At 64.7% G+C, this 13,984-nt stretch carries 10 protein-coding genes and 1 pseudogene; 5 read left to right on the forward strand and 6 right to left on the reverse strand.

Going from position 1 to position 13,984, the window contains the following annotated elements; all coding sequences use genetic code 11:
* Positions 1-49: 49 nt before the first annotated feature.
* From ACP6CK_RS29195 to ACP6CK_RS29205, 3 genes are all read left to right on the forward strand, one after another.
* Positions 50-1,132, forward strand: a complete 1,083-nt coding sequence (locus ACP6CK_RS29195; RefSeq protein WP_426960040.1) for a mandelate racemase/muconate lactonizing enzyme family protein — start codon at positions 50-52, stop codon at positions 1,130-1,132.
* A gap of 1,668 nt (positions 1,133-2,800) precedes the next feature.
* A complete protein-coding gene (locus ACP6CK_RS29200) occupies positions 2,801-3,892 on the forward strand; it encodes a sensor histidine kinase (protein ID WP_426960041.1) in 1,092 nt (363 codons plus the stop codon).
* A 5-nt stretch (positions 3,893-3,897) separates the two neighbouring features.
* The gene (locus ACP6CK_RS29205) at positions 3,898-4,686 is read left to right on the forward strand and encodes a LytR/AlgR family response regulator transcription factor (protein WP_426960042.1); all 789 of its coding nucleotides are present in this window, start codon (positions 3,898-3,900) and stop codon (positions 4,684-4,686) included.
* Positions 4,687-4,761: 75 nt separating this feature from the next.
* Here the strand turns inward: ACP6CK_RS29205 and ACP6CK_RS29210 are convergent, their stop codons facing one another.
* The 3 genes from ACP6CK_RS29210 to ACP6CK_RS29220 all read right to left on the reverse strand — a co-directional run bounded on the left by ACP6CK_RS29210 (position 4,762) and on the right by ACP6CK_RS29220 (position 8,613).
* On the reverse strand, positions 4,762-5,403 hold the full coding sequence (locus ACP6CK_RS29210; RefSeq protein WP_426960043.1) for a CHAP domain-containing protein: 642 nt from the start codon (positions 5,401-5,403) through the stop codon (positions 4,762-4,764).
* A gap of 122 nt (positions 5,404-5,525) precedes the next feature.
* Entirely contained in the window at positions 5,526-6,155 is a 630-nt protein-coding gene (locus ACP6CK_RS29215) for a hypothetical protein (protein ID WP_426960044.1), read from the reverse strand.
* A gap of 907 nt (positions 6,156-7,062) precedes the next feature.
* Positions 7,063-8,613, reverse strand: coding sequence for a serine/threonine-protein kinase (locus tag ACP6CK_RS29220; RefSeq protein WP_426960045.1), 1,551 nt, complete (start codon positions 8,611-8,613; stop codon positions 7,063-7,065).
* Positions 8,614-9,301: 688 nt separating this feature from the next.
* Between ACP6CK_RS29220 and ACP6CK_RS29225 the strand changes: the two genes are divergently transcribed.
* Together ACP6CK_RS29225 and ACP6CK_RS29230 are read left to right on the forward strand one after the other, a co-directional pair.
* Positions 9,302-9,610, forward strand: coding sequence for a hypothetical protein (locus tag ACP6CK_RS29225; protein ID WP_426960046.1), 309 nt, complete (start codon positions 9,302-9,304; stop codon positions 9,608-9,610).
* Positions 9,611-9,723: 113 nt separating this feature from the next.
* Positions 9,724-10,563, forward strand: a pseudogene (locus tag ACP6CK_RS29230) (IS6 family transposase); the annotation flags it as partial.
* 128 nt (positions 10,564-10,691) lie between these two features.
* Here ACP6CK_RS29230 and ACP6CK_RS29235 read toward each other — a convergent pair.
* The 3 genes from ACP6CK_RS29235 to ACP6CK_RS29245 form a co-directional block, all read right to left on the reverse strand.
* Positions 10,692-11,657, reverse strand: a complete 966-nt coding sequence (locus ACP6CK_RS29235) for a Bug family tripartite tricarboxylate transporter substrate binding protein (RefSeq protein WP_426960047.1) — start codon at positions 11,655-11,657, stop codon at positions 10,692-10,694.
* A gap of 108 nt (positions 11,658-11,765) precedes the next feature.
* Entirely contained in the window at positions 11,766-12,734 is a 969-nt protein-coding gene (locus ACP6CK_RS29240; RefSeq protein ID WP_426960048.1) for a Bug family tripartite tricarboxylate transporter substrate binding protein, read from the reverse strand.
* A 266-nt stretch (positions 12,735-13,000) separates the two neighbouring features.
* Positions 13,001-13,945: an SDR family NAD(P)-dependent oxidoreductase gene (locus ACP6CK_RS29245; protein ID WP_426960049.1), complete on the reverse strand. Its 945-nt coding sequence runs from the start codon at positions 13,943-13,945 to the stop codon at positions 13,001-13,003.
* Between the last annotated feature and the right edge of the window lie 39 nt (positions 13,946-13,984).

Raw genomic sequence — 13,984 nt, forward strand, 5'->3', positions numbered from 1 at the left:
TGGGGGAAAGATAGCTCGTGCGTAAGGCATTCGAAGGAGGCATCGCTCCGTGACCGCACGTGGGATGCGTATCCGCAGCGTCGCCGCTGCCGTAGAACGCCTCGGAACGGTCGACGCGGCGCGCGGCTATGCCGGGCTGGAGGCGCCGGCTTTCGTGCGGTGCCGTGTGGAAACCGATGACGGCCTGTCCGGCACCGGCGTCACCGGCCGCTTCCTGGCGGGGGAGGTCGCAGCCCTACTCAGCGGCGGCATCAACGAGGCCCTGCGCGGCACCGATGCCCGCCATCTGGAGGCGATCGGGCCGCGGCTGACCGCGCAGTTCAACCCGCGCAACGCCACCGGGGCCTTCGTCTCCGCACTCTCGGCGCTGGACATGGCATTGTGGGACCTGCGCGCCCGGGCGCTGGGGGAGCCCCTGTGGCGCCTACTCGGCGGGGCGCGGAAGGCCGTGGCCTGCTACGCGACGGTGGGCCTCCCTGGCTACGACGAGGCAGAACTCGTCTCGGTCTGCCGCGCCTCGATCGAAGCCGGCTTTACCGGGGTGAAGATGCTCGTCGCTGCCGGCGGCCGCGGAATCGAGGAGGATGCAAGACGCGTGCACGCGGTTCGCAGCGCCATCGGGCCGCGGGCCCAGCTGATGTTGGACGCGAATTGTGGCATGACCGTCGCGGCGGCCAAACGTCTCGCACTCCTGGTCGAGGATTGCGATATCGCTTGGTTTGAGGAGCCCGTGCTGGGCAACGATCTGGAAGCGCTGGCCACATTGCGCCGCGCCTTCCGTATGCCCATCGGGGCTGGCCAAATGGTGCAGTCCGTCGCCTGGTTCCGCGATGCGCTCGCTCGTGGCGCGGTGGATGTCCTGCAACCCAACGCCGCCTTTTGCGGCGGCGTGAGCGGCATGCTGCGCATCCTTTCCCTGGCGGAGGCATTCGGTACGCCGGTCGCTCACGCCGGTGGCTGGGACATCGTCAACGCCGCCGTCATGGCGGGTCATGCGGCGGGCGGACTTCTGGAAATGCATGGTGCCCAGCTCGCGTTGCGCGAACGCCTGCGGGAGGACATGGTGCCTGAGGGTGGTGTGATGCACATGCCCGACCGGCCGGGTATAGGCTTCGCCTTCCGCGATAGCTAAGCGACGTGGGGCGCGCTCTGGAAATAGCTGGGCCCGTTGCCGTCACTTGTGTGAGCCGGTTATCCAACGAAGCGGGCCGGATACTGTCGGGTGCAAGCCGCGGCAGCATATGAGAATTCATACGTAGGTACGTGAGGTCGCGTCGCGGCCAACAAGCAGAGCGCCGCTCAACAGGGCGTTCGCACCTTCGAGGGCCAGAAGCTTGAACGGCAATACGCCGCCTCCTCTGCCGCGGCATCATCGGATGAACCCAGGGCATGGATGCGTCCCGCTGCTCGCGCGAAGATGCGATCGCGGCAGCGACCGACACTAGGCCCGTTCAACGCCGATGTGGTCGACGCCGGGTCAAAGTTGGGCCGTGTCTCCCAATCCTGCAGTGCGGCTATGCTCCGCCGCCGCTCGCCGCACGCAACTGCTCGCCGGCGCGTCGGGAGATGGCCAGCACCATCAGGGCGCTCGCCGTAGTTCACAGGTTTCTTCCCGGCAGCGTAGCACGAGCGTGTATGCCAGCGCGGCCTGCGGCGGATACTCGAGAAGAGCCGTATCGACATCCGTCCACCGAACCAAGCGGAGGGGCGTGTCCCCTACATGTCGGAAGATCACGCGTGGGCGAGTGCCTTGAGGATCGGCAGAGACGACCAACGTCTCCACCTGGCCAAAGGCATGATCGCTCTGAAACGCTATCAAATATCGGCCGTCTGGAGAAAATTGGGTGGCCTGCGCAAGGGGCGCCCGGCCCTGGGCCAGGATGAAGCTGCCTGCGCACGCGAGAGCCACGACGGCAGACGCAGCGGCCACGATCATCTTGAGCTTCCTCGACGCCGCCGATGATGGAGACTTCACCCGACACTCCGCGCATCTCCGCCGGTCACGCCGGCCGCATCATGGGGATCGGTCATTCAACAACAGGTGCGAGAGGCCAGTAGTGTCAAGAGTGTATGGTTTCACCGCGCTGGATCCAGCTCACAGCGCCGCCATCGGGCGTCTGCCCCGGCGCGGCTACCCTCACTGTAACACCAGCCTAGTGCGGTTAGCCGGCGACGGAGGTCGTCGCGAACCTCCCACAAGTGTCCGATCTCCGGATTACTCATCGCGGTGCTGCGGAAATGACGTTCCGCTTGCTGAGCTAGAGCAACCAGCCCTCGTGGGTCAGACGGAGACAGCTCGGTCGAGGGCTCACATGCAGCTAAGACCAACGTCATCATGATCAATCGTTGCATAAGCGAGACATGGCCTCCCAAGTAGAGCAAATGTCGTACGCAGCCCCAGGCCGATATCTTGGCCGTTCTCAACAGTGAGCTCCGGTCAGGACGCTTCAAGGGCGTTGCCAATAGCAGTCGTTCTGGACGCCAAGCAGAGGCTGCTTCCTGGCAGCTCCTACCCAGCTCTGCGCTGCTCCAATGAACCCGTCCTGTCTGGAGATGATAGGCTGTGGAGACATCCGCCGAGCTTCCCCGGATGGATCATTCCAGCTATCGGCCACTTACGTAGCAAGGATCCATCGAGGCGCTGTTTCCGATTCCCTCGCACAGTCATCAGTTACCGCGTACTCGGCTCCGTGGTCCTGCCTCGTGCGACGAAGCCCGACGAGGCTGCGACGAAATGGCTCGCGTCAGAGAGGAAGGATTGCGCTATACGGCCATGTACTCTGATCGTGGTCCGATCCGCATGACGCTCCTCCGCAACCGACGCGGCGCCCGCGAGGCGACACTTCTGGCCCTCGGCTTGTGGACGTTCAGCATTCTGCTCTGGCTGCTCCCGCAGCTCGTGGGCGGGCGGCGCTGGCCCTCCTTCCTGATTGCCCTCTGCGCCGCGACGCTGGTGCTCGGGCTCCTCTTCTCGGCCCTGCTCTACCTCGTGCTGGAGCGTGCCTGGCGCCTACCGATCCTGCATAGGATCGCTGTTTTTGTGGGGGCGACGCTCCTGACGGCCCTGGTCCATGCGGTGACCGACGCGATGCTCATCGTCTGGATGCGTGGCACGGCCCCGCTGTTCTCGGAGCAGCTGCAGCAGGAGATCGGACAGGGGACGATGCCCTTCGTGCTGATCTTCGGCCTTTACGCCACGGCGCTCGGGCTCCTCCTGTCAGCCCTCGCAGCGCAGGAGCAGCAGCGCGCACTGGCCGAGGCTCGGTCGGCCATGCAGCAGGCACAGATTGCGGCATTGCGTTTCCAACTGAACCCGCATTTTCTCTTCAACACTCTGAACGCGCTCTCTACCCTCGTCATGACCCACCGCAACCCCGAGGCGGAGACGATGATCGAGCGGCTTTCGGAGTTCCTCCGCGCCTCCCTGCGCGCGGATCCGGAGAGCGAAGTTGCGATGGACGAGGAGCTCGAGACCATCCAGGCCTACCTCGACATCGAGCGGGTCCGCTTCGGTGACCGGCTGGCTCTAGAGGTCAGCTGTCCGAGCGCGCTCCTGGACGTCCTGGTCCCAAGCTTCCTGCTTCAGCCCCTGGTGGAGAACGCGGTCAAGTACGCCGTCGCCCCTTCCCGCCGGCCGGTCACGATCCGGGTCGTGGCGTGGAATGACCGGGAGCATCTAGCCATCCGGGTGGAGGATGACGGCCTGCTGGCGCCAAGTGCCCGGCCCAAAGGTGGCACGGGGCTGGGCCTGTCCAACACGCGCCGGCGGCTCATGGCGCTCTATGGTGCGGACGGGACCCTGGAAGCCGCAGCACGCAACCCAGGTTTCACCGTGGAGCTGAGACTTCCGATCCGCCGGGCCTCTCAGCCGCCTGCCGCGCAGGCCGCCTGACCTCTATGCGCGTCCTCCTGGTCGATGACGAGCCGCTGGCTCTGGAGCGGTTGGAATTCGCGTTTCGCGACATACAGGGCGCGGAGGTCGTTGGGACCGCGGCGGACGGGATGGAGGCGCTGGAGAGCATCGCCGCCCTTCGACCGGACCTCATCATGCTGGATGTGCAGATGCCCGCCCATTCCGGTATGGATGTCGCGCGGGCGTTGGCCGGAGGCCCCTACCGGCCGGAGCTGGTCTTCGTCACAGCCTTTGAACAATACGCACCGGACGCCTTCGCGGTAGACGCGGCGGATTACCTGTTAAAGCCGGTGCGCTTTGACCGGCTCCGTGCGGCCGTAGAGCGGGCCCGTCGCCGCCAAGCCCTGCGCTCCGTCGAGGAGCGGGCCGCCGCACTGGCGAATGAGGTCGCGGCGCTGAGAACTCGCCAATCGCCCGGTGCCGCCTTCACCCCGGCCTATGACGACGCGCTCTGGGTTCCCCATCGCCAGGGCGCAGTACGGGTGCCGGTGGAGAGCATCGACTGGATCGAGGCGGCGCGGGACTACGTGATGCTCAATACATCGAGCCGGTCGCACATCCTGCGGGCGACGATGTCCGAGCTGGCACGACGGCTGGATCCAGCGGTCATGCTCCGCGTCCATCGTTCTCATTTTGTGCGGCGCGGCGCCGTGGTGGGCGTGGAGCGTCCGGGCCGCGGCGCCCTTCGACTGCGCTTGGCCGACACGGTCGAGGTCCAGGTGGGACAGAGTTATCTCGAGGCTGTTGAGACCGCGCTGGGATTGGCGAGCTGACGACCGACCCGGGCGCGTCTCCGGCAGAGAGTGCCCTGAAGGGGTCCGGTCCCACGCCGCTACCAAGGTTTCCGATCAGGCCGGCCGGCCTTGCTGCCAGGCTCTCGGCACCGGGCCGGTCGTGCGGCGGGGCCAGATGCACTGCCGAACCTTGTTCGGGTAATGGCAGATGCTGACCTGATCCGACTTGCGATTGTGCAGCGTCCCGTTGCCCTGGTTGCCGCCGAGATACTGGGGCTTGCCTCCCTCCATGCTCCAGAGGAAGGCAACATGGCCCTTCGATGGACCGCGCGATCCGCCATCCAGCACCACAAGGGAACCGAGCGGTGCCCTCGCGATATCCGTGCCGAGATGGACGCCACCATCCCATTTGAGCCAGCTAAGGCTCCAAGTGCTTCCGGTGCCGCGGATGCCGACACGGAGCAGGCACCAGTTCACGAACGCGGAGCACCATGCCGTGTCGTCGCTCGTCAGATCGACGCCCGGCGGAGCGTGGAAGCGCGTATACCAGCAACTATCGAAGTACTCGAGAATTCTCTCGGTGCTCATTCCCTTCCGATGGTCTTCCTGCGTCCCTTTCTGCGAATAGGCTTCCGCCATCCAGGGCGCCTGGGCCCGCGCCCACTCATCAAACATCCTGCCGTAGATGGCATCGACAACAGGCGCGACGACGTTCCTCGAGGTCTTTGACCGAACGAGGTTGTGCAATCCAGACATGGATATTTGTCTCTCCTCAATAGCTCAGCGCGGGAACCGCAGGCGAAAAGGACCACGCCATCTAGGATGATGAGCCGAATGGCGAAAGCGGCGCTTGAAGATGGCCTGTGCGCTCGCTTCTCCTAGGGACCCTTCCGGCCTTGGATCATGCCTAAGTAAAGTTCGGGCATATCGCGGCGCTTCGGTTGCGCGGGCGCAAAGCTGTCGATCTCCCGACGTGGCCTCTGCACGACCGTGGTCCTGTCGGAACGCTCTGCTCGCTCGGGCAATTTCAGCAGCAGGCTGCCCGCAAAGCCGCGCCGTGTAGACACAGGGAGGCGCAGCTTCTCGAGCGCGGTGTGCAGAGCCGTTATGAACTTGATCACGCTCGTGCCGTTTCCACCCAGCGCACAGAGCTGGAGGCACGCCAAGTCTGCCTTCAATCCGCTGTCCCGCAGTCGTTCGGCCAAACCGGCGGCCTTCAACTTATCCGCACTGCCGTCGCTGACGGATTCTCCAGCACCCTCACACTTGCAGACCACGCTCAACACGGCGGAGAGCTGCATGCTCGAGAGCAGCGTGGCGTCGGGCACATATCGGATGAACTCATAATTCAGAGGCACACCCCATGTGGAGTAGTGCTCTGCGAAGCTGGCCACGTCCAGGTTCCGCTGGAAGGGAACGAAGACGACGTGTTTAGCTTTCGACAGATCCTTTAGCGGGCGTCCGAGAATGTACGGGCCTCGGGGCCGGTGGACTCGGTCGATCGGCACCGCATTCTCCTGTGGCAGCTTGGCGTCAGGCCTTCACATTTCCTGACGCTCTATGTCTGGGGACGCTTTAGCCCAGTGTCGGATCGGGTGCCCGCGGGTTGCGATGAAATCTGACGGCACTGCGACGAAGGTGGGGTCAGGCGCGGTGACGAAGCTGCCTCGGCCTTTGGCGCGCGATCCTTCAGGAGGTCATCATCGCTGGTCTACCGCCCGGAGGGGGGCGGTTCGCACGGTTGCGGTGGCTCGGGCACTTGAACCCTATTCGGTGCGCGAGGCTTTGCGAGAGTTAGAGGGTGACGCGGATTGTCTGCGCGGTGCGACGCGCCGGGCAGCGGTTCGAGATGGGGGAGGCGACCGTGTCGTAGCTCGCGAAATCAGTCGAGGTCGCTCGCGCGGCGCGGGCGGTTCGCGGACGTCTGCGGGCGGTGGAAGCGAGATGGCCGGACAGTCGACCGGTGTTCTAGACCCGCGGGGGGGAGAGATAGTAGCGGCTCGACGCCGCTGCTTTGATGATGAAGTGTCCCCCATTTCGACCGGACACTGGGCCTAACCGCGGGGGCCTCGGCTTACGTCTGGGCATACACCTTTGCCGAACGACCCGACGCGCGTCGAAATCATCACCGGCCGGGAGCGGCGACGTCGCTACAATGCAGAGCAGAAGCACCAGCCGAATGCGCTCCCGAATCAGCTCTCGCTGCTTCTACGCTGCCGATAACGGACCGGGGCGGCTTCGACCCTGGCTCGTAATAGCCTTTGCTGGAGAAAAGGCCTCGGCACTCGGCATTCAGGTTTGAGCGCAACGCCGCCCCTCTACCCTGCTGCTCAGAGCCAAAAAAGTTGTCCTTTCCGTCGACTCGGGTCGGTGACGCAAGTCCCTCCTGCTATGAAACATTCGGACCGATTGAACTCATTCCTTCGGAGCTGTCTCCACAACAGCCGGACGCAGGGCTACGCGGCGACCAGCGTCACGGGCTACACGAAAAGCCTGCGTGAAGTTCTCAGCATACTCGGCCTGGGTGTGCCCCTGCTGACCTCTGACCGGAAGGAATGGGCCGTCCGAGACAACGAGCAGGACGAGGTCCGTACCGAAAGGCCTGTCGATCGCCCACCCAGGAAAATCGGGCCGTGGCTCGCCCAACCGGACCCGTGTGCCTGGTGCTTGCGGGCTACCCTCCTCTAGGAGAACAAGGCTGCCGTCCGAGCTCGCGTAAGCGACGTGTATATAGTTAGCCCACGCCGGCATGACGACATCCAGTCGGAGGAGTTGATCATGGCGAAGTGGCATGGCGCCCACTACGGTCAAGTCCAGCCGTTCATCTTGCTGGGCGAGAGCGGGACGAAGGGCGGAAAACATACTGCAGAAGGGCCCCTCAAAGACGTCGAGGTGGACGCGGCCAACCCCAGGAGGAAGAGTACTATCGGCCAGCACGGCTCGAGCTCGCTCGGCCTCCGTCTGCGGCAGCACGCCTTCTATGCTGAAGCTGCTCTCCTCAATCTGGGCGGTGAGCAGGCCACAGGGAGCGGCTGCGAGCACAGCATTGGCGATTGCCCGCACATCTGGCTTCCGAAATGGCTGAAATAGGTGCAAAGCCAGAGCGCCGCTTATTACGACGCTCAGTCCAGATACTGCAATTAGCCAGCCGAGTCGGCGCTTCGGCCGCGCCTCCCGATTGAGCAATTCCTCCCGAGTACTAGCGGTTACATCGACCTTGGCTGCCAGGGTAAGAGCATCAATAAAAGAAATTGCGTCAGGCCAACGATCGTGCGGGCTCTTTGAAAGCGCCCGCATCACGACCGCGTCCACGGCAGGTGGTATATCGTTTCTGAGGTCGGAAGGTAGGGGAGGGACCGTGCTGATTACCTGATGCAGAAGTGCCGCAGGTTCTCCCTCAAATGGCTTCCGTCCAGTAAGCATCTGATACAGGAGAACCCCACAGGCCCAAAGATCGGCGCGAGCGTCCACTGCTTCACCGCGGAATTGCTCGGGGCTCATGTAACTCGGCGTACCCATCAATGTGCCTTGGATAGTTAGATCTGAGTTTGTCGCTCGAGCCACCCCGAAGTCTACGAGCTTCGGCTGTCCATCATCGGCGAGCATGATATTACTGGGCTTTATATCGCGATGTACAACGCCTCGCGCATGCGCATGGGATAGGGCCCTGAGCACCTCTACGATAATCCGGACGGTACTTGACAGCAGTAGTCGATCACCTTTCTTCAGCAAGCTGTCCAGGGTTCCACCGCTGACCATCTCCATGACCATCCAGGCATATCGCTCATCTTCACCATAATCGTAGATGGCTGCGATTCCGGGATGGCTCAGACCGCCGGACGTGACAGGCTCTTGCCGAAATCGGGCAAGGATCTCCATTGCCTCAGCATCATCCAACGCAGGCTTCCTGACTACTTTGATGGCCACATTACGCCTGATAACCCGGTCGAGGCCCTCGATGACCACTCCCATAGCTCCTGACCCGAGCGTACGGCGCAACTCGTATTTCGAGCCCTCGGCCCAATCGCCGAAGCCGGGGGGTACGTTTTGGGGCAAGCGCTCCTCCTTAGTCAGCCCTTCATTCTAAGGGGCCAAAGGTACTCAGGCACTATCTCGCTCTGTCACGTGGATCACGCGATCACTTCCGCCGATATTGGCAGATTGCCCTGCTTGCCTTCTTCAGGATGCGGCTTAGATCAGCGTCACCAGACTGACCTCTCTGAGCTTGAACGCCGCACCGCCCCCCTTCGGATTCAGAGTGTCTGAAACGCGTGCACCCCCGCCGGATCAGCTTTGCGGATCACGCCTATTCACCCCAGGACCAAGCGTGGCCGCAGCCTCAAGACCTACTGTCCACCTACCCTACCAAAGGCTGCTCAGACAGCCACACCCGCAATTCGAGCGGTAGCTACGGCAATCAGATAGCAAGATGGCGCGGCAGATCTCCAAGACAGAGCACGACGGGCGGTACTGGCTGCGGCATGGGCGCGGGGGGAAAGCGTAGCGAGGAACAAGGTGCAGGCGGGAAGGCGGGCACCGCGACCAACGCGACGGCCGGGGTGCTGCGGTGACACTGTCACACGGCACAGCAAGGGTACACCGCAGTCCGTAACGCGATCGACGATCAGGTCGCTCCCCTTGAGGAGAAGAGCTCGTGTCCCACTCGTCCCGCTTCCTCGCCATCCTTGCCACGGCGAGCCTCACCGCCTGTGCGGTCGCCCCGGGCCCGGTTGAGCAGCAGGCGACCCAGGCCGGCGTTGCCTGCCAGCAGGGCTACTACGGGGCGTGCCGCACGGCAGCAGCCCTACAGCCAGCCGCCTCCGCCGAGCGCGCCCGGGCAGAGCAGAACGCGCAGGTCGGTACGGCGGTAGCCGCAGGGCTGGTCGGCGTCGCCGCCGGCGCGATCATCGCGGACGCCGCCCGGCCGCACTACTACGGCCGCGGCTACTACCGCCGCTGGTAGAGGTAGTCAGGTCCAGCGCCTTGCTCCTGCCCTCTGTCCACACAAGCGCTCCGAGTGTCTGTCATGATCGTCTCAGCCAGTCTGCCAGGACGCGCTGTTCTGCCCTCCCTGCTCGGCACCGCACGGCACAGGGCTGCCGCCGCTTTCGCTGCCGTGACTGCGGCCGGGGGCTCAACGAGCGCAGCGGAGGCGTGCTCAACCGGACGCGGTACCCTTTGGACGTCTTCGCACTGGTGGCGCTGTGGCGGTTACGCTACCGCCTGACCCTGCGGGACCTGTCCGAGATGCTGCTCCTGCATGGCTTCGTATTCAGCTATGAGGCGGTGCGGGACTGGGAGGCCAAGCTCACGCCGGTGCTGACCAACGAACTTCGGCGTCACCGCCATGGCAAGGGTGGCGCTGGCCGTCGCTCCTGGCACGTGGACGAAACCTATCTGAAGGTCCGCGGGCGCTGGTGCTTTCTCTACCGTGCCATCGACCGCCACGGCGATCTGGTCGACACGGTGCTGAGCGAGCACCGGGACATGACGGCAGCGAAGGCGTTCTTCCGCTCGGCCAAGTCGGCAACGGGCACGACGCCGGAACGCTTCACCACGGACGAGCACCGCCCGTACCCACCCGCGATCCGCTCAACGCTGGGCCGGCGCGCCAAGCACCGGACTAGACCAGATGTCCGTCTGAGGCGGGCCACCCCGCCTCAGACGGACATCTGGTCTAATGCCTACAAGAACAACAGCCTGGAGCAGGATTATCGGAGCATCAAAAGCCGGATCCGATGTATGCGCGGCTTCAAGTTGTTCGAGGCGGCCGCTAGGTTCTGTCGAGGCTACGATGCGCTGCGCATCTATCTCCGTACCCGCTCCCGCCACTGCCAGCATATTCCCGCTAGCCGTCGACGTCTCATTCACCTCCGTCGTGCCACCGCGACACCCGCCATCCTGCAGGCCGCGTAGGGTGGCCGCACCCAGTGCGCCCCTCCCACCTTGTCTCGGCGCGAACGCTGGCAGAACCGTGCAGAGAGCCGTAAGCGCCGCAGCGGCCTAGCGCTTCCCCTCGTCACTCGCACGAAAGGCCAAGTGCTCTAATCCAGAATGATGTTCTGCCGGCGGATCACCTCTCCCCACTGAACTCGGTCTTGCGCGAGCTGTTGATCAAGCCGGTCAGGCGGGGCAACGAAGCCGCGAGAAGCGTCAGCCGCCATCCGCCGGCGAACTACTTCACTCGCCATCGCTCGACTGGCTGCGGCATTAAGACGCTGGACCGCCTCCGGTGGTGTGCCGGTGGGAGCCGAGAGCCCGGTCCAAAAGGAGGTCGTGAGCCGTGGATATCCCGCCTCCCGGAAGGAGGGGATCGCTGGCAACAGTGCCGAACGCTCGTCAAAGGATAGGCCGAGAATGCGGAGCTTGCCCGCGCGCACGTGCTCGAGGGTGACAATTGGAGCCTCGACGCCCACTTCGATGACTCCTGTTAATAGATCCGCCGTGGACGGGCCATTGCCGCGGTATACAACGTCCTGGAGCGTAAGGCCGAGAGCATCGGCCAACATCAAACCAAAGAGGTGACTTGTGCTACCCGGCCCGTTGGTCGCGTAACGCAGCGGGTTAGGCCGGGATCGTGAGAATGCGACGAAGCTCGACACGTCCTGCGCCGGAACCGCGGCGTTCACGGTGAGCGAGAGCGGCGCGTCGCACAGCAGGGCGACAGACACAAAGTCCTCCAGCCGGTAGGGCAGGTTCGGACGCAGCAGTGAGTTGAGCGACAGGGTGGCAGTGCCACCGGCCAACAGGGTCAAACCATCCTTCGGGGCTCGGGCGACCATCTCCGCAGCGATGATTCCGTTTCCGCCAGGGCGGTTATCCACCACGACGGGCTGGCCGAGCGTCTCCGCCATGTGCTGCGCGACCAGGCGAGCAACGATGTCAGTCGTACCATCAGCTGCAAAGGGTACGACGATACGAATGCTGCGGTTGCCCTGGGCGCGCGAGACGGCAGGTATAGCCAGTCCTGCCATTCCTGCAGCAAGGATCCGGCGTCGTGGCGAACTCAATGGTCGTCCTCCTCCGTCTTTCCTAGTCGCGCGCCATCAGAGCCAGCGCTCGTCCAACTGATCGGTTAGTACGGTCTGCGCGGCGCCAGACCAGTTGGCTAGAACTGTTCAATTCACGCCAATTTGGGCATCCCGCACGAGTGTTCCCCACTTTTCATAATCCGCTGCGATGCGCGCGACGAAGGGCTGCGGGCCGCGCGCGCTCGTCTCGAAGCCGAGCGTGCGGAGGCGGGCGATCACCTCCGGATCACGCGTCGCGGCCTGCACCTCGGTCGCCAGCCGCTCGACGATCGCGGTGGGCGTGCGCGGCGGGGCCATGAGGCCGAACCAGAAGGTCGTCTCGAAGCCAGGCACGCCGCTCTCGGCGACGGTCGGCACGTCGGGCAGGGAGGGCGAGCGCTGCTCGCCGGTGACGGCTAGGGCGCGCAGGGAATTATCCTGCAGAAGGCTGGAGGCGGAAGCAACGGAATCGAAGGCGAGCTGCACGTCGTTCCGCATTAACGCAGTGAGCCCTGCCGCGTTCCCTGCATAGGGCGCGAGCACGATGTCTAGCTTGGCGCTGCGATTGAAAAGGGCCGCCGCGAGGTGGTTGGTGGTGCCCATGCCGGGATATGCCACGTTCAGCCGGCCCGGATTTGCGCGGGCATGGGTGATCAGTTCCGGCAACGTGCGGAAGGGCGCCCCCTGGCCGGCGACGACGATCAGCGGCGCCTCGATGAACAGGGAGATGGGCACCAGGTCGCGGCGCGGGTCGAAGGTGACACTGCGGTTAAGGTGCGGCGTGATCGCCATGGAGGAGGAGGCAAAGAGAAGCGTGTACCCGTCCGGCGTCGCGCGGGCGACGAGATCGTTCGCGATCATGGTGCCGGCGCCCGGTCGGTTCTCACTGACTACGGGCTGGCCAAGGCGCGTCGAGAGTTCCTGTGCGAGGATGCGGGCGCTGACATCGGTGGAGCCGCCCGGCGGGAAGGGAACGATCAAGCGGACCGGGCGCTGCGGATAGGACTGAGCCGACGCAGGCACGCCCGCGAGAAACGCGGCGAGAAGAGCCGCGACACCGCCGAGCCATTTGAACATGACCTTTCCTCCTCCGGGTCCAATTCCATACGGCTGCCTTATGGGCCGACCGACCGGACGGTCGAGCCAGAATGTCGTAACATGCTGAGCCGCGCAACATGCTCGGAAAGCGCTCCGAACGTCCGCTCCTTCCAGGCCCGGGGACGAGAACGGTTTCCCCTCTCCGCCGGGTGCAGGCGCCCAGGACGACGGACCTGGTTGGCGTCCATGGATGCCTCCTCCCTTGCCCGCCGCTGCACCAATCCGCGCTGTCCGGCCGCGCGCGGCTACAGCGTGGGCCAGGCGAAGACCTCGCCATAGGTCTCCAGCGGCACGAGGCTCGGGCGGATGGCGGGGAGGAGATGCTCCGACAGGTTCTCCGCCGTCCAGCCGCCATCGCGCTGGAAGGTGCGGACGGGGCGGGACTGGCTATAGAGGTAGATCTCCGTCCCGCGCACGCCGATAATCTGCCCGGTGATGTCGGCCGCCGCATCGCTGACCAGGAAGGCCGCGACGGGCGCGATCTGGGACGCGACGCCCTGGGTGGAGCGGAACTGGCGGAAGTCGCCGTTGTTGCCGGCCTTCGTGAATTCGGCCTGTCGGAAGGCGTTCACCTGCTCCCACTGTCGGCTACGGGCGGAGGGCGCCATGCAGTTGGAGCGGACGCTGTACCGCTTCATGTCGAAAGCAATGAGTTTCGACAGGCCGGCGATGCCGGCCTTGGCGGTGCCGTAGTTCGTGACCCCCATCGTGCCGATCAGCCCTGTCGTGGAGGTCATGTGCAGGTAGGCGCCGCCGTTCTGCGCGGCGAAGTACGGCGCCGCCGCGCGGCTAACGTAGAAGGTTCCGCTCAGGTGCACCCGCACGACAAGGTCAAAATCCTCCACCGGCATCTTCTCGAACGCCGAATGGCGCATCACGCCGGCGCTGTTCACCACCGCGTCGATCCGGCCGAAATGGTCCAGCGCGGTCGCTACGATGCGCTGGGCGGAGGGCCAGGTGGACACATCTTCCGTGCTCGCGGCGGCCTCTCCGCCATTGGCGCGGATCTCCGCGACGACGGCCTCGGCGGAGGAGGTGTCGGCGCCCTCCCCGCGGGGGGAGGTGCCGAGGTCGTTCACGACCACCCGGCCGCCATGGGCCGCGACGAAGCGGGCGGTCTCCCGCCCGATCCCGCTGCCGCCGCCGGTGATGACGACCACCTTGCCGCGAAAGAGATCCGTTCCAGCCATCGCCGCTTCCTCTCCATTCGGTCCGGGCCTCGTGTGTCC

Origin of the sequence: Muricoccus radiodurans, from assembly GCF_050154705.1 — a bacterium.
Classification (GTDB): Bacteria; Pseudomonadota; Alphaproteobacteria; order Acetobacterales; family Acetobacteraceae; genus Roseomonas; species Roseomonas radiodurans.